At 40.1% G+C, this 26524-nt stretch carries 23 protein-coding genes and 1 pseudogene; 3 read left to right on the forward strand and 21 right to left on the reverse strand.

Going from position 1 to position 26524, the window contains the following annotated elements; genetic code table 11:
* Positions 1-70: 70 nt before the first annotated feature.
* From IYQ23_RS05245 to pnp, 6 genes are all read right to left on the reverse strand, one after another.
* Complete coding sequence (locus tag IYQ23_RS05245; protein ID WP_195674305.1) at positions 71-1201, reverse strand: ABC transporter ATP-binding protein; 1131 nt, start codon at positions 1199-1201, stop codon at positions 71-73.
* Between the two features lie 112 nt (positions 1202-1313).
* Positions 1314-2186: a helix-turn-helix domain-containing protein gene (locus tag IYQ23_RS05250; protein WP_195674306.1), complete on the reverse strand. Its 873-nt coding sequence runs from the start codon at positions 2184-2186 to the stop codon at positions 1314-1316.
* A complete protein-coding gene (locus IYQ23_RS05255; RefSeq protein WP_024052737.1) occupies positions 2173-2577 on the reverse strand; it encodes a Mini-ribonuclease 3 in 405 nt (134 codons plus the stop codon). Before IYQ23_RS05255 ends, IYQ23_RS05250 begins: the two co-directional genes overlap by 14 nt.
* Positions 2570-3913 (reverse strand): cysteine--tRNA ligase, encoded by a 1344-nt coding sequence (gene cysS / locus IYQ23_RS05260; protein ID WP_195674307.1) that lies wholly within the window; start codon positions 3911-3913, stop codon positions 2570-2572. The genes IYQ23_RS05255 and cysS overlap by 8 nt, the downstream gene beginning before the upstream one ends.
* A 70-nt stretch (positions 3914-3983) precedes the next feature.
* Positions 3984-4568 carry a serine O-acetyltransferase gene (gene cysE, locus IYQ23_RS05265; protein WP_049514575.1) on the reverse strand — a complete coding sequence of 195 codons (585 nt, stop codon included), beginning with the start codon at positions 4566-4568 and terminating at the stop codon, positions 3984-3986.
* Positions 4569-4617: 49 nt separating this feature from the next.
* On the reverse strand, positions 4618-6798 hold the full coding sequence (gene pnp, locus IYQ23_RS05270) for a polyribonucleotide nucleotidyltransferase (protein WP_195674308.1): 2181 nt from the start codon (positions 6796-6798) through the stop codon (positions 4618-4620).
* Positions 6799-7246: 448 nt separating this feature from the next.
* Here pnp and pepF point away from each other — a divergent pair, with 448 nt between their 5' ends.
* Complete coding sequence (gene pepF, locus IYQ23_RS05275) at positions 7247-9046, forward strand: oligoendopeptidase F (protein ID WP_195674309.1); 1800 nt, start codon at positions 7247-7249, stop codon at positions 9044-9046.
* Positions 9047-9273: 227 nt separating this feature from the next.
* On the opposite strand, the gene IYQ23_RS05280 is transcribed toward pepF, so the two are convergent.
* The 4 genes from IYQ23_RS05280 to IYQ23_RS05295 all read right to left on the reverse strand — a co-directional run bounded on the left by IYQ23_RS05280 (position 9274) and on the right by IYQ23_RS05295 (position 12399).
* On the reverse strand, positions 9274-10320 hold the full coding sequence (locus IYQ23_RS05280) for an ArsR/SmtB family transcription factor (RefSeq protein WP_195674310.1): 1047 nt from the start codon (positions 10318-10320) through the stop codon (positions 9274-9276).
* Between the two features lie 65 nt (positions 10321-10385).
* Positions 10386-11654 (reverse strand): MFS transporter, encoded by a 1269-nt coding sequence (locus tag IYQ23_RS05285; RefSeq protein ID WP_195674311.1) that lies wholly within the window; start codon positions 11652-11654, stop codon positions 10386-10388.
* A 193-nt stretch (positions 11655-11847) separates the two neighbouring features.
* A complete protein-coding gene (gene trxA / locus IYQ23_RS05290) occupies positions 11848-12162 on the reverse strand; it encodes a thioredoxin (RefSeq protein WP_020999813.1) in 315 nt (104 codons plus the stop codon).
* 15 nt (positions 12163-12177) lie between these two features.
* Complete coding sequence (locus IYQ23_RS05295; RefSeq protein ID WP_003026254.1) at positions 12178-12399, reverse strand: DUF4649 family protein; 222 nt, start codon at positions 12397-12399, stop codon at positions 12178-12180.
* A 307-nt stretch (positions 12400-12706) separates the two neighbouring features.
* Here IYQ23_RS05295 and IYQ23_RS09580 point away from each other — a divergent pair.
* Both IYQ23_RS09580 and IYQ23_RS09730 read left to right on the forward strand, forming a co-directional pair.
* Positions 12707-13088 (forward strand): annotated as a pseudogene (locus tag IYQ23_RS09580) (transposase); the annotation flags it as partial.
* Between the two features lie 7 nt (positions 13089-13095).
* Positions 13096-13209: an IS3 family transposase gene (locus tag IYQ23_RS09730; RefSeq protein WP_162614544.1), complete on the forward strand. Its 114-nt coding sequence runs from the start codon at positions 13096-13098 to the stop codon at positions 13207-13209.
* A gap of 141 nt (positions 13210-13350) precedes the next feature.
* Here the strand turns inward: IYQ23_RS09730 and argH are convergent, their stop codons facing one another.
* From argH to pelF, 11 genes are all read right to left on the reverse strand, one after another.
* Positions 13351-14733 carry an argininosuccinate lyase gene (gene argH / locus IYQ23_RS05310; RefSeq protein WP_195674312.1) on the reverse strand — a complete coding sequence of 461 codons (1383 nt, stop codon included), beginning with the start codon at positions 14731-14733 and terminating at the stop codon, positions 13351-13353.
* Between the two features lie 14 nt (positions 14734-14747).
* Positions 14748-15947 carry an argininosuccinate synthase gene (locus tag IYQ23_RS05315; protein ID WP_126467647.1) on the reverse strand — a complete coding sequence of 400 codons (1200 nt, stop codon included), beginning with the start codon at positions 15945-15947 and terminating at the stop codon, positions 14748-14750.
* Between the two features lie 741 nt (positions 15948-16688).
* Positions 16689-16958 carry a 30S ribosomal protein S15 gene (gene rpsO / locus IYQ23_RS05320; protein WP_003026255.1) on the reverse strand — a complete coding sequence of 90 codons (270 nt, stop codon included), beginning with the start codon at positions 16956-16958 and terminating at the stop codon, positions 16689-16691.
* Positions 16959-17092: 134 nt separating this feature from the next.
* On the reverse strand, positions 17093-17821 hold the full coding sequence (locus IYQ23_RS05325) for a pseudouridine synthase (RefSeq protein WP_003030921.1): 729 nt from the start codon (positions 17819-17821) through the stop codon (positions 17093-17095).
* Positions 17808-18980: an MFS transporter gene (locus IYQ23_RS05330; RefSeq protein ID WP_195674313.1), complete on the reverse strand. Its 1173-nt coding sequence runs from the start codon at positions 18978-18980 to the stop codon at positions 17808-17810. The genes IYQ23_RS05325 and IYQ23_RS05330 overlap by 14 nt, the downstream gene beginning before the upstream one ends.
* A 121-nt stretch (positions 18981-19101) precedes the next feature.
* Positions 19102-20379 carry a DUF4832 domain-containing protein gene (locus IYQ23_RS05335; RefSeq protein WP_324253117.1) on the reverse strand — a complete coding sequence of 426 codons (1278 nt, stop codon included), beginning with the start codon at positions 20377-20379 and terminating at the stop codon, positions 19102-19104.
* Positions 20380-20480: 101 nt separating this feature from the next.
* Positions 20481-21152 (reverse strand): DUF4956 domain-containing protein, encoded by a 672-nt coding sequence (locus tag IYQ23_RS05340; RefSeq protein WP_195674315.1) that lies wholly within the window; start codon positions 21150-21152, stop codon positions 20481-20483.
* A 14-nt stretch (positions 21153-21166) separates the two neighbouring features.
* Positions 21167-21901 (reverse strand): polyphosphate polymerase domain-containing protein, encoded by a 735-nt coding sequence (locus IYQ23_RS05345; RefSeq protein ID WP_195674316.1) that lies wholly within the window; start codon positions 21899-21901, stop codon positions 21167-21169.
* A complete protein-coding gene (locus IYQ23_RS05350) occupies positions 21888-23663 on the reverse strand; it encodes a CotH kinase family protein (RefSeq protein ID WP_195674317.1) in 1776 nt (591 codons plus the stop codon). The genes IYQ23_RS05345 and IYQ23_RS05350 overlap by 14 nt, the downstream gene beginning before the upstream one ends.
* Positions 23656-25101: an exopolysaccharide Pel transporter PelG gene (gene pelG / locus IYQ23_RS05355; protein WP_195674318.1), complete on the reverse strand. Its 1446-nt coding sequence runs from the start codon at positions 25099-25101 to the stop codon at positions 23656-23658. The genes IYQ23_RS05350 and pelG overlap by 8 nt, the downstream gene beginning before the upstream one ends.
* Complete coding sequence (gene pelF / locus IYQ23_RS05360; RefSeq protein WP_195674319.1) at positions 25101-26507, reverse strand: GT4 family glycosyltransferase PelF; 1407 nt, start codon at positions 26505-26507, stop codon at positions 25101-25103. Before pelF ends, pelG begins: the two co-directional genes overlap by 1 nt.
* Positions 26508-26524 lie beyond the last annotated feature (17 nt).

Below are 26524 nucleotides of genomic sequence, written 5' to 3' on the forward strand. Positions count from 1 at the left end.
AATGCAGGAGTCTTGCATCAAACAAGGCATCCTGCATTTTCTTATTAATTTATTCTAGAGGCGTTGTAAATTAGTAAACTGTCTTTTCTGTTTCTGGATCAAAGAAGTGTGCTTTGTTCAAGTCAAAGCCAAGGTCAATACCTGCTCCAGCTTTGAGGTAATCACGAGCGTCTACTTTGGCAATAAATTCATTATCTGCAATTTGGCAATACAAATGAGATTCAGAACCAAGTAATTCAGATACAGAAATTTTAGCATGTACAACTGAATCTGGGAAGGTTTCAAGGAAAGCAGCTTCTGTATTGATGTCTTCTGGACGAATACCAAAAATGAGTTTCTTGCCTTCATAGCCTTTTTCACGAAGTACCTTCAAGGCACCTTCTGGTACTTTCAGAGAAAGGTCTTGTGCTACAATTTCATCACCTTTCAAAGTTACATTGATGAAGTTCATCGCTGGGCTTCCGATAAAGCCTGCAACAAATTTATTGACTGGGGTTTTGTAAACTTCTTGTGGGGTACCGATTTGTTCTATACGTCCAATTGTCCCCGTTCCTGAAGGATTCTTTGTTGCAGACATGATAACGATACGATCAGCCAAAGTCATTGCTTCTGTTTGGTCATGGGTAACATAGATAGTGGTTGCCCCAATACGACGGTGGATTTTAGCGATTTCTGCACGCATAGATACCCGCAATTTCGCATCCAAGTTAGAAAGTGGTTCGTCCATAAGGAATACTTTTGCATCACGAACAATAGCACGTCCCATGGCTACACGTTGACGTTGACCACCTGAAAGGTCAGCTGGTTTACGATCCAAGAATTCTTTCAAACCAAGAATGTCCGCTGCTTCATTTACACGTTTTTCAATATCATCCTTGCTGTATTTACGAAGCTTCAAACCAAAAGCCATATTGTCGTGCACGGTCATATGTGGATACAAAGCATAGTTTTGGAAAACCATAGCAATATCACGGTCTTTTGGCGCTACGTCGTTCACCACGCGCCCGTCAATTGAACATTCACCTTCTGTAATATCTTCAAGACCAGCAATCATACGAAGTGTAGTAGATTTCCCACAGCCTGAAGGTCCTACGAAAACGATAAATTCTTTATCTTTAATATTCAAGTTGAAATCTTCTACAGAGTAGTGTTCGCTGTTTGGATATTTTTTGTAAATGTTTTTTAAATTTAATTCTACCATAAGATGGAACTCCTTTGTTGTTATGATTTTATTCTATATGAAAACGCTTTATTCTTCTATGGCAATGTGAACAAATTTAAAAGAAAATGTCTTGTGCAGGGTGCACAAAACATTAGAATAAATCAGTTAAAATAACATGATAACATAGCGTCAAATCTGTTAGGTCTTTTAGCTGTAAACCCGTCAATTCTTCCCATTTATCAATGTGATATTGTAAAGTGTTCCGATGAATATACAACTGCTGGGCAGCTTTTGTCACAACCGCCGTATTTTCCCACAAAGCTGCAATAATATCAACGAGCTGATCCTGTTTTTCAATCAATTGATGAAGTTTCTTCGTTAAAATTGGCAATATGAAATCCTTTTGACCAATCCCCCACAAAAAGAGTTGGGAAAAAGAATGCACATTGGGATGTTGAACCTGCTCCCACCATTTGACAAAAAGAGCATTTTCCGCTTGAAAAAGTTCTGGATAACTTTCTTCAAAAATTAGAGGCCAAATTTGCCCGATTTGAATCGTCAGAGTTAAACTGAAGTCATATTCGATAGCCGATAAAGTATCACGAAGAACATCTTTTACAGGGACTAACTGCGTTTGATCCAGCACAAAGATGTAATCCTGATAGGATAGCTGAAAATCTGCTATTCTATTGGGCAGTATGGTTCGCATCATTTCCAACCAAGACCCAATCGTTTCATTTTCATAATGGAATAAATGACAATGAACGAACTGTATCTTTTGAATGTTTTGAGGCAATTTGCCATGATTATGAACCAAATAATCATACCAAGGTCCACCATCAAATGCAGACTCTTTCTCAAGCAGCAAAGAAATAAGTTCTTGCTCTCGCTCTGTCAGACTGCTCTTTTTTAATAACAACCATTGCTTACTTGAAATGGGAATTGCCACTTCATTTTCGTTTGCATTTGGATTGGATTGAAGCCTCCCTTGAGGGAACCATTCTAAAAGATTAGTTTTTACCATGCTGTGCGCCCTCCACTCTCACAATACACCAATCAATCAGCTCTTCTAAACGCTTGATTTGATCGGTCATGTGTAAATATCCCAGAACAGCTTCAAAACCTGTCGACATGCGATAGGTCACAATATCAGCATTTTTAGCCTTTGTATGGCTGTTGGCATTGCGCCCGCGCTTGTAGATTTCTTCTTCCTTTTCTGTCAGAATTTTTTCTTCCAACATTTGAGAAATGAGGTTAGCTTGCGCACGAGCTGACACATACTTGGTTGCTTCTCTGTGAAGCTGGTTCGGTTTTGTCAAGCCTTGGAAAATCAAGTGACGACGAATATAAGTTGAGTAGATAGCATCGCCTTCAAAAGCCAAGGCAATACCATTTATAAGATTGACATCAATCACGGATCCACCTCACTCCGTCCTTGGTATCTAAAAGCTTGATCCCTTTAGCTGCCAATTCATCACGGATTTTATCAGCAGTTGCAAAGTCCTTAGCAACACGCGCAGCTTGGCGCTGCTCAATCAAGGCTTCAATATCCGCATCCAGTACCTCTTCTGTAAAGACAATACCAAAAACTTGCAGAAGCTCAGCAAAAGCGCTTTTCACCTCTTGATTGTAATGACCGGAATTAATCCACTTAGCTAGTTCGAAAACGACTGTAATGCCATTTGCTGCATTGAAATCTTCATCCATAGCAGTGGTGAATTTATCCAGAAAAACCTGCAATTCTGTCAAATTGACCGTTCCCGTAAAGGGTTGCTCGTAAGTATTTTTCAGATATTTTAGATTCACTTCCGCATCGTGGACGGCTTTTTCTGTGAAATTGATAGGCTTGCGGTAATGCTGAGTCGCAAAAAAGAAACGCAGTACCTGTCCGTCAATGGTTTTAAGGGCATCGTGAACGGTAATGAAATTCCCCAGAGACTTAGACATCTTGACATCATCAATATTGACAAAGCCATTGTGCATCCAGTAGTTGGCAAAAGTCTTTCCAGTTTTAGCTTCTGATTGAGCGATTTCATTGGTATGGTGCGGAAATTCTAAATCAGCTCCGCCACCGTGAATATCAATCGTATCTCCCAGAATTTCTGTCGCCATGACGGAGCATTCGATATGCCAGCCTGGACGACCAGGTCCCCATGGGCTGTCCCAGAAGATTTCACCGGGCTTAGCAGCCTTCCAAAGAGCAAAGTCCACTGGATTTTCCTTGCGGGTGGTCTCCTCATCTGTCCGACCAGAAGCTCCAAGCTCTAAGTCTGCTAGGGTTTTATTGGCTAACTTAGCGTAATTAGAGGACTTTTCAACCCGAAAGTAAACATCCCCCTCTGACTCATAGGCAAATCCTTTATCCACCAAGACCTGCACAAAATCAATGATGTCCATCATGTAGTCCACTACGCGCGGGTGCTGGGTAGCTGGTTGAACCCCCAGCGTCGTCACATCTTCCCGAAAAGCCGCAATGTACTTGTCTGCCACTTCCTGAGGTGTGATCCCCTCTTCCTTAGCTCGATTGATAATTTTATCATCCACATCGGTGAAATTGGAAATATAAGCCACCTCATACCCACGATACTCAAAATAGCGCCGAATCGTGTCAAAAGCAACGGTGGAGCGAGCATTGCCGACATGGATATAGTTATAAACGGTCGGCCCGCAGACATACATCTTGACCTTGCCCTCTTCCAGAGGGACAAATTTACGCAGACTGCGGGTCATAGTATCATAAATTTTGATCATATTCTAACTTCATTCTTTCTGTTAAGTGGAAACTAACTTTTGGTTCAAGTGCTATTTTTGAGAATAGTATCTACAACTTAGATGAATAATAACTTTCTTCGCGGATTTCTTCTAAATTCTTAATCGTTGGAGCATCTTTTTGCCCGTGAACTCGGACAATTTTAGCTGGAATCCCAACAACAGTCACATCACTTGGCACATCTGCTACCACAACCGCACCCGCTCCGACTTTGGCATTTTCACCAATTTCAATCGGACCAATTAGCTGCGCATGAGCTGAAATAAGCGCACCTTGACGAACCGTCGGATGACGTTTCCCACAATCTTTCCCTGTGCCTCCAAGAGTGACACCATGATAGAGCATCACTCCTTTTTCTACAATGGCCGTCTCGCCAATCACTAAACCACTCCCGTGGTCAATAAAGACACCTGAAGCAATCTGTGCCCCCGGATGAATCTCAATCTGAGTCCAAAAGCGCCAAAATTGGCTATGCATCCGAGCTAAAAGTTTACATCCATGATTCCACAAAAAGTGAGAAAGTCGGTGAGCAGCCAAAGCCTTAATCCCAGGATAAGTCAACAGCACCTCAAGTGAGGAGCGAGCTGCCGGATCATTTTCTTTTACAATATCTATCGTCTCTTTCCACCAACCCATGATGACTCCTTTCTAGCTTTAGACTGAAGGCAAACACTTAGCAACCTGTCTAGTCTTGCGACTTTTCTTCTTGAACAGCTTTATGCTCTTTATGCGTTTTATGATGATGTTTTTTCTCCTTATCCTCTTTAGGAGGGCGCGGAAGCAATGCTTTCATAGAAGCATCCACACGACCTTTTTCATCAATCTTGATGATTTTGACATCTACTTCATCACCAAGTTGTACCAAATCTTCAACCTTATTAGTACGCGTCCAAGCCATTTCTGAGATGTGCACCAAGGCATCTGTCTTGTCAAAGAGATTGACAAAAGCACCGAATTTCTCAATCCGAACCACTTTGGCATGATAAACTTCATCTACTTTTGCTTCACGCACAAGAGCTGCAATGATTTCTTTGGCACGGTTAATCGCATCTTGATCGCTAGAGTAAATAGAAACATTTCCTTCTTCGTCAATGTCAATCTTGACACCTGTTTCTGCGATAATCTTGTCAATCGTTTCACCGCCTTTACCGATGACAATCTTAATTTTATCAACATCAATCTTGATTGTATCAATTTTTGGAGCGGTTGGAGCGAGTTCTGGACGAGGAGCTGGAATTGTACGTTCAATCAAATCTAAAATTTCAAAACGTGCTTTTTTAGCTTGAGCCAATGCTTCTTGCAAGATTTCAGCAGTAATTCCTTCAATCTTGATATCCATTTGAAGAGCAGTAATTCCTTCACGTGTACCGGCCACCTTGAAATCCATATCTCCGAAATGGTCTTCTAAGCCTTGAATATCTGTTAAAATCGTGTAGTTGCTACCATCTGAAATGAGCCCCATAGCAATTCCGGCTACAGGTGCTTTAATTGGTACCCCACCGGCCATGAGAGCAAGTGTCCCAGCACAAATCGAGGCCTGTGAAGAGGAACCATTTGACTCAAGAACTTCTGCTACCAAACGGATTGCATAAGGGAAATCTTCTAGACTAGGGAGAACTTGCGCAAGTGCACGTTCACCAAGAGCTCCATGACCGATTTCACGACGACCTGGTGCACCATAACGACCCGTTTCTCCTACAGAGTATTGTGGAAAGTTGTAGTGGTGCATAAAGCGTTTCTTGTATTCTGGATCCAAACCGTCAACGATTTGTGTTTCGCCCATTGGTGCCAAGGTCAAAACAGATAAAGCCTGAGTTTGCCCACGAGTAAAGAGACCAGAACCATGCACACGTGGTAGGTAGTCAATTTCAGCATCTAGTGGACGAATTTCATCTACCTTACGACCATCTGGACGAATCTTGTCCTCAGTAATTAAACGCCGTACTTCTGCATGTTCCATTTGTTCTAAAATTTCAGCCACATCACGCATGATACGGTCAAATTCTTCATGCTCAGCATATTTTTCTTCGTAAAGGGCTATAACTTCGTCTTTAACAGCTTGCGTTGCGGCTTCACGAGCTAATTTTTCTTCTACCTGAACGGCTTTTTGAAGATCGGCATTATAGCCTGCTACAATTTCTGTTTGCAATTCTTCATCCACACGAAGAAGCTCAACTTCTGCTTTTTCTTTTCCAACTACTGCCACGATTTCTTCTTGGAAAGCAATCAATTCCTTAACTGCTTCGTGACCTTTCAGAAGGGCTTCCAACATCAGCTCTTCTGATAATTCTTTGGCACCAGACTCCACCATGTTAATCGCTTCTTTAGTTCCTGCAACAGTTAATTCCAATAACGAAGCTTCTTTTTGTTCTTGACTTGGATTGATAACCAATTCTCCATTAATATAGCCAACTTGTACACCAGCAATTGGTCCGTTAAAAGGAATATCTGAGATTGATAACGCAAGAGATGAACCAAACATAGCTGCCATAGGGGCTGAAGCATCCGCATCATAAGAAAGAACGGTATTGATAACCTGAACTTCATTGCGGAAACCTTCCGCAAACATGGGACGAATGGGACGGTCGATTAAGCGAGCTGTCAAAGTTGCATCTGTCGAAGGACGACCTTCACGTTTGTTAAATCCACCAGGGTATTTCCCAGCTGCATACATCTTTTCTTCATAATTGACTTGAAGCGGGAAGAAATCACCAATCGCCATTTTCTTTGACATAACGGCTGCTGTCAGAACAGTACTTTCACCATAACGAACTACTACGCTACCGTTTGCCTGTTTCGCCACTTGACCTGTTTCAACTACCAAGTCTTTACCAGCAAAAGTAATTTTAAATACTTGCTTTGTCATATATATTCCTCGTTGAGCTTATGCTCAATTTCTAATTTTTTTATACGTCTTGCCTACAAAGATCAAGATACAAAGCATTAAAATTGATTGGTACTTAGTACCTAATCAGTTTACGCTAATCGCTAAATGCCTTGCTAAGTCAAAGCCTCTTGCCAAATAATACCGATTTAACAAGTTCCTGTCGCAAATCTCGTTAAACGCTCACAATATTCATCTGCTGTACTTTTGAAATAAACAAGGATTGTCCCTAATAAGCCTTTAAATCCTCATCTTTGTATCAAGCACGTATAAACCCTATTTTATCATATTTTCAACTAAAAGAAAAAGCCTTAAAACAGCTTTTTACCAAGAATTTTTGAGAATTTAGCGATAATTTTTGAAATGCCGTCTATTTATTGCGTTTTTCTGCTATACTAGAAGAAAGTTAATGACAAGGAGAAATAGATTTATGGTTGAACAAAAACAACGTTCTGAATTTCCAGAAAATGAACTGTGGGACTTAACAGCCCTCTATCAAGACCGAGAGGATTTCTTGCGGGCGATTGAAAAAACGCGTGAGGACATTAACCAATTCACACGTGATTATAAGGATAACCTCCATACTTTTGAGGATTTTGAAAAGGCTTTTGCTGAATTGGAGCAAATCTACATTCAAAGAAGCCATATTGGCAACTACAGCTTTATGCCGCAAACAACGGACTACGGTGATGAAAGCTTTGCACAGATTGCGCAAGCTGGTACAGATTTTGAAACAGAAGCCAGCGTTGCGCTTAGCTTCTTTGACGCAGCTTTGGTAAATGCCGATGAAAAAGTACTCGACCGTCTCGGACAACTACCGCATTTGACTGCTGCAATTCGTCAAGCAAAAATTCAAAAAGCTCACTATGTAGGTGCTGATGTCGAAAAGGCTCTGACAAATCTTAGTGAAGTTTTTTACAGCCCACAAGACATTTACACCAAAATGAGGGCAGGTGATTTTGCCATGGAGGATTTTGAAGTAGACGGAAAAGTTTATAAGAATAGCTTTATCAGCTACGAAAATTTCTACCAAAATCACGAAAATGCTCAAGTCCGCGAAAAGTCTTTCCGTTCTTTCTCAGCTGGACTTCGCAAACATCAACATACTGCTGCTGCAGCTTATCTGGCTCAAGTGAAATCTGAAAAACTGATTGCTGATATGCGGGGGTATGACTCTGTTTTTGACTATCTTTTGGCTGAGCAAGAGGTAGACCGTTCTATGTTTGACCGGCAAATTGACCTCATCATGACAGAATTCGCCCCTGTTGCACAAAAGTTCCTCAAGCACGTTGCTAAGATCAACGGCCTCGAAAAAATGACCTTTGCAGATTGGAAATTGGACTTGGACAGCGCACTCAATCCTGATGTCACTATTGACGACGCTTACGAACTAGTAATGAAATCCGTTGCTCCGCTTGGAGAAGAATACACGCGCGAAATTGCCAATTATCAAAAAGAGCGCTGGGTGGATTTTGCAGCTAATGCCGGCAAGGACTCCGGAGGTTATGCGACTGACCCTTATCGTGTGCACCCTTATGTGCTCATGAGCTGGACGGGTCGTATGAGTGATGTATATACTCTGATTCACGAAATTGGTCACTCTGGTCAATTTATCTTCTCAGACAATAGTCAAAGCTATTTCAATACCCACATGTCGACCTATCACGTAGAGGCTCCTTCTACCTTCAACGAACTCTTACTTAGCGACTATTTGGAACATCAATTTGACAATCCACGCCAAAAACGCTTTGCTCTTGCGCATCGCTTAACTGACACCTACTTCCATAACTTCATCACTCACCTCCTAGAAGCGGCTTTCCAACGCCGTGTTTACAATCTGATTGAAGCAGGCGAAACTTTTGGTGCGGCTAAACTGAACAGTATTATGAAAGAAATTCTGACCGAATTCTGGGGTGATGCGGTGGAAATTGATGACGATGCTGCACTTACTTGGATGCGCCAAAGTCACTATTACATGGGACTGTACAGTTATACCTATTCAGCAGGTCTCGTCATCTCGACTGCTGGCTATCTCCATTTAAAAAACGATGAAAATGGAGCCCGAGATTGGCTCAACTTCCTCAAATCCGGCGGAAGCAAAACGCCTCTTGAGTCAGCTCGCATCATCGGTGCAGATATTTCTACTGATAAACCACTCCGCGATACCATCCAATTCTTGTCAGACACGGTTGATCAGATTATTGCATACAGCGAAGAATTGGAAGAATAACAGAAACTATTCAAAAGGGAGTGGGACAAAAATCGGTAATTTCGAAGAAATTTGATTTTGTCGTCCCACCCCCGCACAGTTGAGTAGGGCTGTAAAGGTTGATTTATCAACCGCATAGAGCCCACTCAACCACTGCGACTTGCAAGAAACTCATAAAAATCGACGAGGTTAAGGACTTTTGTCCCAGCCTCTTTTTTCGTCTGTAACTAATCCAAAGATCTTTATCTTCACTTTTCTTCCAAGCCAAAGTCACTCGTCAGCTTGGCAATGATTTCTCTAAGTAAACTTTTATTTACATCATATTTCACATCTTTATGGTCACGGTTAAAAAGCAGGAGTTTTGCATTGATGAGCTTTTGAGTATGAAAAGAAACTGCTGCTCCAGTAATATCTAACTCTTCAGCAATTCGTTTGCTCTTTGCATACGGTTTAGCTAATTCTACCATAACATTATAGCGTGTGCTATCACTAAGTACCTTGAGAACTGCGGCAAACGTATCCATATCCAGTTCTTTTCCACTTTTAAGTAGTTGATCAATGCGACAAGAAACGATAAAATAATGACTCTCTTTCGGTTCTGTTTCACTGAAGTAAGATGCAAACTGCACCACCCATGGACTGACAACATAAAGCCTAATAAATTGATTTTCTTTAAAATTCCAATCAAAATGAGATAGACTAGCAGACTCTGCAATGGTATCCTCCAATGAAAAGGATGCCACATAAGCTCTACGTTCGGCAGCACTTTTTTCCAAGTAAGGCTGGTAAAGCGGAATAAGTTCCCGAGACAGCTCTATTAACTCTTTCATAGCTTCAAGTGGTTTCCGATAAAATTGACTGAAATACCACTTAGTTTCTGATTTAATAGATGATGCTTCTAAATAATCCCAAAAATCTCCACTTTTAGCCATGTGCTCAGGACCTGTGTTTAAGAGATCTTTTAGCTGTTCTCTTATCGCTTCGGCATCTAGCTGCAAACAGTAGGCATGTACCGCTTCAACCGATTTGGGCGTCAGCCCCTTATCTACCATCTCCAAATAGCAACTTTGCAGCAAGGTGATTCCATAACCAGTCAAATAATAGGTTTCCATTTTTTCCTTATAAGGTTGAAACAAAAGGCGAAGCTCTTCCATTACAGGAAAAACATCTTTAAAAAGCTCACGCTCTTTGCCACTAAAACTTTCGATAGTCTCTCTTCTATCCTGTATCAGAGTAGATAGAGAAAACTGCTCCATTAAATCACTTGCTTGTTCTGAATACTGTACTTCCACCATTATCTTTACTCCTTCTTTAGTGTTATCTTATCAAATTCACCCTAACAAGTAAACTGTTTGGAAAGCTATTGCATCACTTGTTTAGCATTTTTTCTGGGCACTTTCAGTGTATAAAAGAATAAAATTGATGATAATATTAAAAATAAGAAAGCAATTTGGGCTGATGACAAGAACGTTACCAAAACTGCTACTAGCATTTGACAAAGAACTAAGCCTAATGTGCAAAAACTACTAATCCCCGCACTGATTGTCGCCAAATGCTCCTCAGGAAGCGATGAAATGATAAAAGCATTCATCTTTGGCTGAAAAATGCCTACGATAACCATTGTCAAAAAATTAACCAAGAAAATAATATAAATACTGTGGAGTAAAAAACCAATAAAGAGAGCAGGGGGCATGAATACGGAAATCTTCAGTAAAAATTCCATACTTACTTTTTTTAATAAGGTCGTTACCAAAACACTCCCCAAAATATTTCCTATCAAAGTTACAACTGTAACGGTTGCTATAGTTGTGGCTGGATTGATAAATGCAAAACTGGAATTTTCTTTCATATTTAGGAGGAGCAGTGCATTCTCTGCTGCAAACACAGCATTTAAACCAGCAATGGTAAAAATAGAAGTCTTTAAGATGGAGATATTCTGAACAGTTTGATAAGATTGCTGCAAACTATTCCATGTATTTTTAATAAAATGCCTCTCTCCCTCACGATTCTCAACAGAAGAATGAATTGGTTTGTCTTTGAGCAACTTGTTTAAACTAGGACGAAGTATCATCATTATCAAAGCACTAACTACAAAAGTTCCAGCATTAAAAAATGCGAGGTGTTGATAACTCATCAGCCCAGCTAAAATTGCTCCACTGGATTGAAAGAGAACCTTTAGGATAGAGCTTGCTCCTTGACGAAAGGCATACATGGCTTCACGATCTTCCATTGGAATAATACGAAGGCTGAGTGGTATGTGCAAAGCATCTTCATATTGACCAGCTAGGTCAGATAAAAGATTGACCAATACAGCTAAAATCACTACCCATAAAGCTGGCTGAAAGCCCATAGCCAGACCAATGAGCAGATACAGCCCTGTCCGAAACAAAAGCGTCACCAAAATCGTATCTACTTTCTTCTTAGTACGATCGCCCCACATACCCATGAAAATCATCGTTAGAAAAGGCAAACTTTCAGATAAAGTCACTAAAGAGATCGCAAATTTTGCTTCTGGCAATAGCAAAACGTAATTCATTAAAGCCAAATAATAGAGTACATCTCCAAAATTAGACAGCATATCCGAGATAAAAGTTCCCATAAACAGTTTATTTTGCAATACTCGTTTCATTTTATATCCACTTTCTTTTTATTAAGCGATTACTTAATTTTTATTAAATATAATTATACGCTTAATTTCAAATAAGTCAATACTTTATTTTTGGTTTTATTATGGCTCCTCAAGAATCTCTTTTAAGTATCCTAGTGACTAAAAGTTTTCAGGCACCTAAAAATCCGCTTAAAAACTAAGCGGATTTTATGCTTTATCCTAATTCTGTCATGATTTGCTTGATTTGTGCTGCTGTATGTACCCCGGCGACTTGTTTCACAACCTGGCCGTCCTTTTTAAATAAGAGAGTCGGGATACTCATAATACCAAATTGTCGTGCGGTATTTGGATTTTCATCAACGTCTATCTTCACGATTTTCAATTCATCTTCTGGAATTTCTACGGAAAGTTTTTCTAGAATAGGAGCTTGCATACGACAAGGTCCACACCAAGTAGCCCAAAAGTCAATAAGAACAAGACCGTCCTTTGTTTCTGCTTCAAACGTTGCATCAGTAATAGCTTTTGTCATCATTTTACCTCACTTTTATTTGTATTGATTTAAATCTTGCTTCATTAGATAAAAGAAAACATCACCGTAAGTCCCTTGGTAATCCAATTCGTGTCCATTAACAAGCAACTTTTGAACTGGATAATAATCTGCCACATTGATCAAGCAGGCTTGCTGCGATTGCTCAAATTCTTGATAGCTTTCAAACGTTATAACCCTCTCTTGCTTACTAGCATCTAAATAAGTGATTTCAATCATGATCATTCTCCTTTTTATCATTCGATTACGTTTGTAATTTATTTTTGCAAATGTATTGTATCAATAGCTGTTACAATAGTCAAGGGATATGCTTAAGGACAATATTAGTTATCTCTCTATCTAGCCAACTAAAAAGTTAAGAACTGGAAACATGCTACCAATTGTATTAACGGTATATTCTAACAAACTTGTTAAAGAATCATGTCATTCAAAACTAGTAAGAAAAGACTATTCCAAAGTGATATACTCCCCATATAGTAGACAGTGAAAAAAACAAATTCACTAAAAACTAGAGGGGCGTTTTCCTATGTCCAAAAGAAGTCCAAAGTCAGTTGAAGAGAAATTGGAGGTTGTCCTGCTGTATCTAGAACAAGGGAAGTCAATAGCTTGTCTGTATAGGAAGTATGAGGTTCTATCATTGGATTCGTAAATACAAACAAGATGGAATTGATGGTCTAGTAAGTCGAACTTGGAAGAAACACAATCAAAAGCTGAAAGAACAGACTGTCTTAGACTATCTCAACGGTTTAGGAAGTCTGGATAACATTATCGAAAAGTATCATATTTCTGATAAAAGTGTTCTTAAACGTTAGATAAACCAATATACTGGTGGTAAAAATTTAAAAGCTACTAATAAAGAAATATCACGTATGAAAGAGAGACATAAGACAAGATTTGAAGAACGGGTGCTACGATTTGAAGAAGTACAAGACCTTTAAGGAGTTAGTCACTGATATTGATGACTACATCCATTTTTACAATCATGAACGTTTTCAAGAGTGCAACAACAGCCTTGCCCTCTTGAAATGAGGAACAAGGCCGTTGCCTAATCTTTTATGATTTCATTGTCCACTTGACAGGGAGCAAATCAACTTGATTCCAAGCCTTTTTGCGATAATCATCTTGCTTATGACTCTAATGATAATTTGATAATATCCCTTCCTGTTTGATTTATGACTGGAGTTCTTGTCTGGCTCTGTCCAGCTCCAGACGGATTTGCTCAAATCCTGTACCACCTAGGGAGTTTCGTCTTTGGACAGCTATATGGGATTCCAGAGCCTGATAGATATCTGGCTCGATTAAGACAGATACTTCTTGATAGCGTTCTAGTGGGATGTCCTGCAGATAGACGTCGGACTTGCTGCATTCCAGGACCAATTTGCCAACGACCTCATGGGCTTCTCGGAAAGGTAAGCCTTTCTTGGCCAGATAGTCTGCCAGCTCGGTCGCATTGGAGAAGTCCTGCTGGGTGGATGCCAGCATGCGCTGGCTGTTGACTGTCATACTGGCCAGCATACCCGCCATGATATCCAGAGACTTCTGGATGGTATCTACCGTGTCAAACATGCCCTCCTTGTCCTCCTGCAGATCTTTATTATAGGCCAAGGGCAGGGATTTCATGACTGTCAAAAGGCTGATAAGATGACCGTAGACTCGGCCGCTCTTCCCCCGAATCAGCTCAGCCATATCGGGATTTTTCTTTTGCGGCATGATGGAGGAGCCGGTGCTGAAGGTATCCGACAGGCTGACAAAGCCGTATTCATAGCTGCACCAGTTGATCAGCTCCTCACAGAACCGGGACAGGTGCATGATGAGAATACTGCTGTTGGACAGAAATTCCAGGATAAAGTCTCGGTCGCTGACCGCATCCAGGGAATTATGATAGATGCCCTCAAAGCCCATGAGCTCAGCTGTCCGCTCCCGATTGATAGGAAAGGTCGTGCCGGCCAAGGCCGCTGCTCCCAGGGGAGACAGGTCCGTATGCTGGAGATTAAAGGCCAGGCGCTGGCTGTCCCGGCTGAACATATGATAGTAAGCCAGGAGATGATGGGCGAAGCTAATAGGCTGGGCATGCTGCAGGTGGGTATAGCCCGGCATGACCGTCTCCACATGCTCCTCGGCCAAGTCCAGCAGGACCTGGCGCAGATGGAGGAGCTTGCCTCCGATCTGCTGGAGCTGATCCTTGAGGTAGAGGTGCATGTCAGTCGCCACCTGGTCATTACGAGAGCGGGCTGTATGGAGTTTGCCGGCCACTGGACCGATTTTTTCGGTCAGCAGGGCCTCCATGTTCATATGGATGTCTTCATTAATCACATCAAAGCTGATCTGTCCCGCCTCGTATTCCTCCAAGAGCTGGGTCAGGCCGGCCTGGATGGTCTGGGCTTCGTCTGCGTCAATAATCCCGGTCTCTCCCAGCATCTGGACATGGGCCAGACTGCCCTTGAGATCATAGGGGGCCAGGCGGTAGTCAAAGCCGATACTGGCTCCAAATTCCTCTACCCAGCCTTCCAAAGAAGCCTCAAAACGGCCGCCCCATAATTTGTGATTTGCCATAGCTGCCTCCCATTCTAGTCTTGCTTGTGGGCCTGGACTTCGGCATGCACCTTGGATGGCAGGCCCCAGAGCTTGATAAAGCCGATAGCCGCGTCCTGGTCAAAGGTATCCGCACTGGTATAGGTGGCCAGGCTTTCATCATAGAGGGAATTGTCCGACTTGCGGGCCACGACGGTGGCAGAGCCCTTATAGAGCTTGACCTTTGCCGTCCCATTGACCAGCTGCTGGGTTGATTTGAGATAGGCGATCAGGGCTTCTGTCGCTGGATTGAACCAGAGTCCATTGTAGATGAACTGGGAGAGCTCCTGCTCGATCAAGGGCTTAAAGTGAGCCAGCTCTCGGACCATGGTCAGATCTTCGATTTCCTTATGGGCAGCCAGCAGAGTCACAGCTCCCGGACACTCGTAGACTTCTCGGGACTTGATACCGACCAGACGGTTCTCCACATGGTCGATTCGGCCGACCCCGTGCTTGCCTGCCAGGTCATTGAGCTCCAAGATCAAGTCTGCCAGCTTAAAGGCCTGACCGTTGAGGGCGACTGGCACTCCTGCCTTAAAGTCAATCTCAACAAATTCTGGACTGTCAGGAGCATCTTCTGGAGCCACTGTCAGGTCGTAGGCATCTTCCGGGGCGATGTTCCAAGGATTTTCCAGCACACCACATTCATTAGCCCGGCCCCAGAGATTTTGGTCCACTGAGTAGGGACTGTCCAGATCAGCTGGAATAGGCACTCCATTTTCCTTAGCATAGGTGATTTCTTCTTCCCGAGACCACTTCCACTCTCGGACGGGTGCGATGACCTTGATCTGGGGGTCTAGCGAAGCGATAGCCACTTCAAAGCGGACCTGGTCATTGCCCTTGCCGGTACAGCCGTGGGCAATGGTGGTTGCTCCAGTCTGATGGGCAATTTCGACTAGTTTCTTGGAGATGAGCGGTCGGCTAAGGGCGGACACCAGAGGGTATTTTTGTTCGTAGAAAGTGTGTCCTTGCAGGGCAACCAAGACATAGTCTTCCGCAAATTCATCCTTGACATCAATGACGTGGGATTCGATAGCGCCGACCTTGAGGGCCTTGTCATGAATAAAATCCAGATCATTGCCTTCTCCTACATCCATACAGACCGCGATGACATCATAGTCCTTGCTCAGCCAGGTAATGGCGACAGATGTATCCAAACCACCCGAATATGCTAAAATGACTTTTTCCTTGACCATACGATTACCTCTTCCTTCTTCATATTTTTTTATTTTTATACATTCTACTGTATGAAAATGCTTATGTCAAGAGAAATTCTAATATTTATTCAAATAAAATAATTTTATCGATTTTTATTCATAAACATTATATTATAAGCTAGATATAGAGAAAACAAAAGGAGTCAATCAAGACTCTCTATTGTACTCGATAAAAAACATCTGGATGATTGGAAATACTTTGTGTAATGATAAAGCGGTCCTGACTGATATCAGTTGGATCCGTTCCATTAACAGCAAGGAATGGTCTTTTGTTTGCATATATTTAACTAAACATGACCTAAAAGTATTGAGAGTTTGAAAAAGCACCCTCAAAGCGAGAGTGCTAATTGGAGCTCGGGCTAAATCCTAGTGAAAAAGATGAAACTTATTGTGTTCATCGAACACTGCGTTATTTCTCTATTTTCATACGGATTTTTATGCCTTTAGCATCAGGATTTATCTTGTAATTTAAAACGGCTCTGTTACTAGACAGCAAGTCGCAGATTATACTTGGGTATATCAAGACGAGCTAACAACGTAGCAGACCGTTTTAAATACAAAAGACCCCCCTATAACAGAGAAGCCTTATGTATGACAAGATATGCTCAACTGAACACGACCTAAAAGCGGCGAAAAAAAGATAGATTTTCTGGTGTGCATTGCACACTGCGGCAATCTCCTATTTTCTTCTTGCTTTCTTAACGGTCTTTGTATCTTAAATTAACGACGAAGTCCGAGTGAGTTGATCAATTCACGGTAACGGTTAACATCGTTCTTACGCAAGTAGGCAAGAAGGTTACGACGGCGACCGATTTTTTTCATCAAACCACGGTAAGTAGCGTGGTCTTTTTTGTGTACCTTGATGTGTTCGTTGAGGTGATTGATTTCCCAAGTAAGAACAGCTACTTGTACTTCAACTGAACCTGTATCACCTTCGTGACGTGCATATTGTGCAATAATTTCATTTTTTTTCTCTTTTGAGATTGCCATGATAGACTCCTTTTCTTTACGCTTCATCCGAGTGTTAGGCTTGGCCCACCTAATACCAAGAAAAAGTTATTTGTCTTTAACGACATCCTTATTCTACCAAGAAGGAAAGGTTTTGTCAAATGGGACATTCCGACTTAGAGTTCTACACCAAAAATAGTGAGTTTTTCTAATTCTTCTTTTGTCAAACGACGGAAAGCCCCTAATTCCAAACGCTCATCCAGCATAAGCGGTCCCATAGAAAGGCGTTCCAAATCTGTTACCGTTTTTCCGCAAGCCTGAACCATTCGCTTCACTTGGTGAAATTTTCCTTCAGAAATTATAATCTCCACCAGAGAAGTTTGCTGCTCTTCATTCACTTCTAATATGGTCAGTTTTGCAGGCTGACAGGTAAAGTCTTTGAGCTCTATCCCTGCTTCAAAACGCTCTGCATCTTTTTCAGTCATAATCCCATCTACCTTTGCACGGTAAACTTTTGCTACATGCTTTTTAGGAGACAGCATAGCGTGAGCCAAAGCTCCATTATTGGTTAATAACAAAAGACCATGAGTATCAATATCGAGCCGTCCAACTGGAAAGACTTCTTTCTGACGTGCATTTTCATCCAGCAAATCCAAAACCGTTCGATGCTTATCATCTTCAGTAGCAGAAATGACACCTTTGGGTTTATTTAAAAGATAATAGACAAATCTTTCATAGACTAGAACTCGGTTATTGACCGAAATTTCGTCCTGATTTTCATCTATTTGCACTTTCGCAGATGTTTCTATTTTTCCATTCACCAAAACTTGCTTCTTTTTCAATAGTTGCTTGACTTCTGTTCGTGAGCCAAAGCCCATTTCTACTAAAAACTTATCTAATCGCATCTTTTTCCTCATTTTGTTGATGAGTGACAAAAACAGCTAAAATGGATACTGCTATCATGAGAACTCCTAATACACTAAAAATAAAGGTTAGAACAGAAGAAATGATTCCAATCAAGGATAGGACGAATGTTGACACCGAAGCACCACTACTGCAACCCAAGACAACAATCGCTGTTGCGCGATTGACCAAATGGGCAGGAATTTTCTCTGATACAATATGAAATACAGCTGTTAGAGATACGCTATAAGCAAAACCAGCCAACAGAGCACTTAAACTTAAGAACCAAATGTGGCTCGAAAAGCCAATCATCACTTGACTGAAACCAAAAACAATTCCCGTTACTGTCAATAAGCGATTTTTCAGTAAACTCACTAGACTAGCAAAGCTAACACCAGCTAAAATCCCGATAAGCTGCATACAGCTGAGAATCAAGCTCGCTGTTTCAGCACTTCCCATTTTATTCTGTAAGATAAGACTTGGAATACGTAAATTGATAGCGACATTGGTACATACAATCATTCCAGCTATAAAAGCCAACAATATGCTTAAACGCACTTGTTTTGTGGTCATTTTTTGAGCAGACTTGAGATACTTATGTTTATCGACTTTGCTTTTTTCATAAGGAACAAACAAAAGATACAATGCTAAAACAATAAAGCCAACTGTATAAACCAGAAAAGTAGTTGTCCAACCAAAACGCAAGAGTTGCCCGACCGCTAAAGTCAACAAAGCCATCCCAACAACTTCTGCTGACCCACGGTAGCCCAACATCTGCACACGCTCTCTCCCTTGGAATCGCTCACTAATAATCGCAATTGCTCGAGGGTTCATCATCCCTAGCCCTAAACCAAAAATAAATCGCGAAGCAAAAACGAGACCATAAGCTTGATTGAAAAATGGGATGAGGCCACAAAGAGAAAATAACAATAGCCCTAGTATAATCATTTGTCGCTCAGATAAAAAACGCTCTAAAACACTATTAAAAATCAGCAAAGACATAATCCCAATGGACGGCAAGGAGACTAATAACTCTACTTGACTAGAGGAATAATTCTTATAAAACTGAGACATTGCTGGTAAGGCGCTGGAAATTGAAAATGCCGTTGTTAACACAAATGATAAAGCCAGAATACTAGCTTTCTCCATGAATCTTTTCATCTTATCTTCTTTCTAAAATCACACTATCCCTATCATACAGTTTTTTATGAAAAGACGCAATCTAATTCTGACATAAAAAACCAACGCCGTAAATAAGAATACAACGTTGGTTTGCTTAGTCTCAATCTTCATACAAAGTCATCAATTTTTCTCTTTCCTGTCCTTTATTGGCAAATCGAACAGCTGGTTTCTTGGTGAGAGGAGAAACTATTCCCAAAGCGATTTTGTATCCATTTCCTTCACCAGTCACGTTAACAGTTGAAAGGGAAATTTGCACCTTTTGTTCTTTATCAGGTAAGATTTTTGTTAAAGCAATCGGTACGGTTTTACTTTCAATAATAGCACCCATTCTGTTGAGCACATAAATTTTCACTTTCCAATTGCGATAAAAGGGGGCAACTCCTTTATTTGCTAATGTCATCGTCAACTGAGTAGATGTCTTACCAGATGTCAAAGTCATCTGAGGAACCCATAAACGATAGCCCATGTTTTTCAAGATTTCATTATAGCCACTATTATCATTGTCTATCATTTCAGCAATTTTAGGACCCAAAAAAGTAGTATGAGATTCCTGAAGTTCTTTGATGATCTGTTTCAGCTTTTTCCCCATGAGAGTTTTCATAGTAGCTGAACTGGTTAATTCACCACCTATAGGAGCAGTTTGCCAGGCATTTGGCATAGGGACTAAACCATTTTTTGCATTTTCCTGATCATAATCTCCACCAGATTGAATCCAATTTAACCAAACTTTTTTACTTTCTTCGTCTCCAACCACATCATTATAAAGACCAAACCCATATTTTTTAGCTACTGTAAACGGACGCCGCATTAAAATATTCGCTTCTGGGAAAGCATCTATCCAAGGGGTAATATATTTTTCACGAATAGCCGCTTCTGGCAACTTCCGAATATTGGCTTCGTCATTCACATGCCACTCTCCCCAATGACCTAGTCCCCCTAGCTCAATAAAAGAAATTTGTCCTGAATCAGCCCATCTCTGCCCCATCGCCTCAACTGCTTTTTGATAATATTGAAGAAGTTTTTTATCCTCATAATTAGGAGAAAAACCTTTTCCATAGGAAGAAGTATAGCGGTCTCCCGGATCAGACATTTCTTTGATTAACCAAGAAGGAATATCCTCATGAGTGGTTTTCCGAGGATAGTCCAAAACAAAGCGAAAAACAACATGCTTTCCTTCTTTTAACCAGCGTTTAAGCTGATTTTTTGCTTCTAAGGCTTCCCAAGCATATACCCCTTTTTTAGGCTCCAATTCTTTCCAAGTTACATCCATATAAACCAACTGAACATCCTTAGTTACTTCTGATTCCTTAGCTGAAGGAGCATAGCCCATCAGAGGATTGGCTAGTGCTTTATCAGAGTAAGTAAAATTCTGCTCCACTCGTTTTCTACCTTTTTTAAAAGAAGGAGAAAAAAGCACTACACAAATAAATAGGAGGGCTAAAACACCTAAACAAATTGGTATTATTCTGTTCATTCTCATCATCCGTGATATTCACCATTGTATTGAATCAGAGTCACATCCGAAACTTGCTCAATATTCCGGATTTGCTCTACAAAAACAAAATTCTCTTTTTGACAAAAGACCTCTACTGCCATTTCGACAGTATCTCCTCGCATCGTTTTTGACTTAACAAAATATTTCATTTTTCCAAAAGCCTGAATAATTTTATCGCCCGTTTCATCACCTTTATAATGGATAACAGCAATATAGACTTTTCCTTGCCCCTGCATTTTGCTAAAAATGATTAACATTCCAAAAATGACAGTTGCCGTTACAATTGCCAAAATGTACATGCCCGCTCCAACAGTGATTCCTGTTGTAATAGCCCAGAACAGATAAAGCAAGTCCATCGGATCCTTAACCGCTGTACGATAACGAACGATAGACAGCGCCCCTACCATACCAAGTGAAATAACAATGTTGGAGCTAATAGCTAGTGTTACCATCGCTGTTAAAATAGACATTCCAACTAAGGTCATGGCAAAACTTCTAGAATAGACAACGCCGGTAAAAAATCGTTGATAAACAAAGTAAATGAAAGCTCCTAGTGCAATGGCTAATAGTAAGGTCGCAACAATTTTCCCAATATTTTGGGTTGTGAAATTTTCTGATTGTAAGACAGATTTTTTAATGATATCTTGAACACTCATCTTTTTCTCCTCTACTAGTGGTCTGTATCATACCAGTATCCGAAATCATGTAAGTAGGCTGTTTTTTCATAACACAATACATATTTGGATACGGCAAGAAACTCGGAAGCTTGTGGCGGAATGATAGTTTTTATAATTTGCGGTAGTAATTCTGTATATTTGACTTCAAAAACCAATTTACCTGGCTGCAATATCGGCAGCGTCGGCAACGATGGATCAAATATATCATAGCTACCAATAGCAGCTCGAACATTTGAATCAAACGTCAATCGAACTGTTCCTGTGTCATAAACCCAAGGTTCTCGTTCATAGTCTACTATAACACGAGGTCGCATCATATTTGCCACACATTCAACATAAAATTCTCTACACAACAAATAGGGGCTATGGAGAAGAAAATTATAGTTACCATCAAGAATTTTTTCTACCTCTTCTCGTGTTAAAGGAGCTGCTTCTTTATAAATATACTGTCCAAATTTCTTTTTGCGCTCCAATTTGATACTTCGGTCACTAAAATTATAGATCCGAATACGGTATTTTTTACGCATCAAAATTCCCGCTTCTTTTTCCTCATAAGCACTATTCCAGTAATCATCAAAGTACAGACTACGAATAGTATACCCACCATTTTGAGCATGTCTATCCAAAGATAGGATGGAGCCAAAGCGTTGCGTCAATAGTTCTTTTTCTTTCAGACCAATCAGGTATTTCCCTTCATGACGAAACTGTTCTTCTTTATTTATTTTCATAAACATCAACCTTTATCTTACCATCTTCCATCACATAAAAACTTAAAACGCCAAAAAGACTGGTAGTATCCACACGATATTGTTCAAAAGAAGCCTGAGATTTACCATCAGAATTTGTAGCAATCACGCGCATAAAATATTGACCTTTTGGAAGATGTTTTGTAGTGACACTTGTCTCTGTTAGACCTTTCTTGTCAAGGATCTTATCTTTAAAGTTAGGCTCCTTAGCTAATTCTACATGATAAGTGATTTCTTTATTGTTAAAATCGTATGATGACATCCACTTAAGAACCAGTTCCCCATTCTCAACTTTTGGCTGGTCAATATAAAATGGTTGAGGAGACTGCAAACTATTTTTATAATCTTGATAATTTTTTTCAACTTCCTTTGGTAATTCATTTAAAATCTTGTCATATTGCTCCTCTTTTATAGGCATACGCTCCACATCTGGCATACGACTTAAATATGGTTTGACAATATTCGCATATTGCTTGCTCAAGTCACCGATACTGTTAGGACTAAGTTGATTTCTATATAATTTATCAACCACTTTATCCAAACCCGTTCTAAATCTTTCAGATTTTAGCAATCGTTGAAAAAGGAGATTCCCCCAATAATTACTCACACCATAACGCCAAGAATTTTGTCCCAGCGCACCCGACCTACGAAGTTCTCTCTCGCCTTTCCGTAAAGAATCGTCCAAATCCCAAGGTAAAATATACCAACGAGTTCCATTTTGTGGGCTATAAAGGAACATATTCCGATTTTGACTGTCAATGTTTCCCATTAAAATCTGAAAAGCTAACCAATATTGGATGTTTTCGGCATCAAAATATTTTTCTAACATTTTATCGCCTGTCGTTGACTTATCATTCAATTTATCCAACATATCAATAAGTTTGGTATGATCGTGGTCCCCCTTAACTTCTAAGAGTTCTTCAAATTTTTTCTTATCGAACTTTGGGTCATTTTCCTTTCGAATCGCATCTGCCTTCCGATAAAATTCAAAGTTGTTCAACTTATAAAGTTGACCAGCTCTATCTAATCCATGCGCTTCAAGAGCTGTTTTATTCAGTTGTTCAACTTGTGTATATAGTCCATAGTCCTCAAAATTCTTTGAACCTAAACCAGTTTCATCTTTTACATACAAATGGACAAATTGAGTGCGAAGTCCAACAATTTGCGGAATGCCCTCCATCAATTTAAAAGCTAACCTATTTCGAAAACGAAGAGATTCATAAGGATGCTTATTCAAATTGATCGTTCGCTGTCCTTCCCAAGTACCTTTATTTTTTTTGATTTCTATCTTATAACTTTTCTGCTTTGAACGGCTGGAGCTTTGTCCTCGAATTTGAACGGTCGCATTTGGAACTTGCTCCTCAAATCCAAATTCACCCGCAACAGGACCTTTTTCATTTCCTACTTGCAAAAGACCCACAACCTGATAGCGTTTCACCCCCATTTTTTCATAATCATAGGCAGAATATTGATTGATTTCTCGCCAAGAATGATTGGTATTCTCCGCAGTATTCCCACGTCTTACCGTTAAATACATGGTAATTACATCTGGGTCTTTTTGGGCATACAAAGATTCTTTATCTCGAAGATGACGATCGTTGATGTTTGCCACTTTTTCTTTTTTTACATGTTTTGTAGTTGGTTGCTTCGTTTTGTTTCCACCACTATTAGAAATAGCTAAAACAATAAATGCAAGTACCATTAATCCAAAAACCAGTAAAAATTTAGTCCATTTATTATCCATCCTTCGACCTCGCTTTCAAAGTAGTGAATAACCTCGTAAAGAAGCCTTCCTCTTCACGAGAAACGACTTCTTGACTTCCTAAGATACGATAGGGGAGATCTTTTGTATATTCGCTCAATCGCGTACTCGTCGTAAGATAAAGTACAAGAGCAGCTAATAAGAAACCATATCCAATAAAAGATATATCCATAAATTGGGTAAGGATACTAAAAATAACAGAGATTCCTGCAAACCATCTCGCACATTTCTTTGCCCCTTCATAATCAACAAAGTAAAGCAGCATCAATAGATTGATATTTCCTACAGCATAAAGCCCATAACCTAAGCAAAGCGTTTGAAAATAACCTTTCATCTGACTGTTAAAGCCAAGTGGTAGAACTGTCAATAGAACAATTCCTACAAACATGGCTAATAAAGTAGCCAGAAGCTGTTTCCATGATAAATATTTTAATTCATTCCGAAGAACATTCATCATTTCCATTTCGCTCTGGTTGATTTTCTTAACGCTTCCCACCCCTTCATACATATGGTAATATTTCCTAAATTTAGGATAAAACTTCACCTCAACAGAGACAACAAAGTTTACAGTTGATACTAAAGTAACCAGATAAGCTAACATGGCAGGGACATCGTAAACAGGTGCTGTATGAAACAATCCTCCGATTCCCTTGCTGAGTGGGCCAAACCAATTGATGACGATATGAGAAAAAAGTCCTATAAACATATAAATCCCTACTTTGAAAAGATCTAAATATCGATCAAACCAAATTAAGAATTCAAAATTAGCGGCATAATTCTTTGGGAAGTGCCTGTACAAAATGCGAATCATTTGCACAAGAATGAAGCCATAAGATATACAAACACTAAGGAGCAAACCATACGAAATAGCCAATGCTAGTGCCACCAAACCAACCCCAGCAGTAATACCTATTGTTATAGCAAAAGTTTTTAGAATACTACGGTAATCTTTTACAGCCGTTAAGTAATTCACAGCATTCCAAATTAGGCATAACTCACTAAACAAGACCAAATTTAAGATGATTTCTAACAAAGGAATACCTGAAACAAAGAGGAAAATTCCATAAATCACAAATCCCAATCCTAACATGACCGCCCCAGAAGAAAAATAAGAAGATAGTACTTTTTCAAACTTTTTCTCATAAAGCATATCTGCTACATAGCGGGTAACAATCATTGAAAAGAGGTTGGTAATTGCTAAAGAGGCTAAGATAGAATACGAAATTAAGCCCAGCAAATGATCGCGTTCACCATTCCCGAAGTGGCCTAAAACACTTAGACCGACAACCGACAAGATAAGCAAGATCCCAAGAATCATCGGCCCAACATATACAACTCCTGCATAACCATAAGCTTTTTGTTTTGCAAGGAAGTTACCTTTATTATATACTTTTCGCAGTTCAAATCCCAGACCTGCCATTATCTTACATACTCCTTATATAATTGTCTATATTGTTCAATCATTTGATGATACTGGTAAAATCGCTCACTTCTCTTTTTAGCAATCTGTCCCATTTTTAGACGTTTTTCTTCTGAACTCGCCACAACAAGCATAGCATGAGCTAAACTCGTTAAATCCGTTGGCGGCACGCAGTAACCAGCTACTCCCAGTTCATCATCCTCGCGCCCCTCTAATAATTCTTTGCAACAGCCGACATCTGTTGTAACACAAGGTTTTCCAGCAGCCATTGACTCCAAAATAGACAATGGCTGACCTTCTGATATACTTGTTAGAATCATGAAATCCATCTTTTTTAAATATTCCTTGACATCTACACGTCCTGTAAAAATCAGATTTTCTAATTTTAATTTACGAGCTAAAGCGTAGCATTCTTCTGCATAAGCTTTGTCATCTACCCCACCCATGATATAAAGGCGAACATTCGGCATTTGTGCTGAAACTTCATAGAAAGCATAAATCATCGTTTTAATATCTTTAATTGGCGCCATTCTAACAGCAGCTCCGATGTTAATCCAACTATCATCATTTTTGTCAAAAGGAATGTTAGAAAAACTTTCATAATCAATACCATTTGAAATAACGCGACATTTGCTCGGCTTACAGCCAAGCTCAATCTGTGTTTCCCGAGCTTTTGAAAATAAACTTGTAATGCAGTCCGCCTTAGAATAAATCGCGTCTGATAACATATAAAAGAAATCAATCCATTGCTTACGCATAGAGGGCAAGATCCAATCTGCACGAATAATTTCTTCCTCACGTTCACGTGTATAAATACCATGCTCAGTTAGAAGTAACGGCTTTCGCATACGTGTGCTTGCTAATGTAGCTAGAATGCCACCATACCCTGTAGAAATAGCATGATACGCATCCGCAGACGGAATACTGCTTGATAAGAGGTTCAACAAAGGAAAAAGCATGGAACGAATGGTATGAAAGACATCTGACATAGGCTGTGCAACATATTTTTCTTCACATAGCTCTTGAATCATGGAAAAGAACTCTTCGCTCGCTAAAAAATCATCTCGCTGAATTTTTCCATCTTGCAACATATCAAAAATAAGTGACCAATCAGGCTTGGTACAAAAAACTAACTGTTTTAAAGCTTCATATTCTTCACCAGTTAATTCTTCAAGACCTGTATCTGTCATTTCGGAATTACCTAAGCTATCCAGAAATACTTCATGAACTTCTACGACATTTTCAGGGAATTCATAGACAAATTTTCCCTTTTTTTCTTCATTGGCTCCAATAACCCAAATGATAAATTCATGTTCTTTCATTTCTGTGATATATTGGTGCATCCAAGTGGATACACCACCATGTACATAAGGGTAAGAGCCCTCTAAAACCAAACAGATTCTCATTTTTAATTTCTTTTCTC

The sequence above is a fragment of the Streptococcus sp. HF-100 genome (assembly GCF_015594635.1).
GTDB classification, from domain to species: domain Bacteria; phylum Bacillota; class Bacilli; order Lactobacillales; family Streptococcaceae; genus Streptococcus; species Streptococcus vaginalis.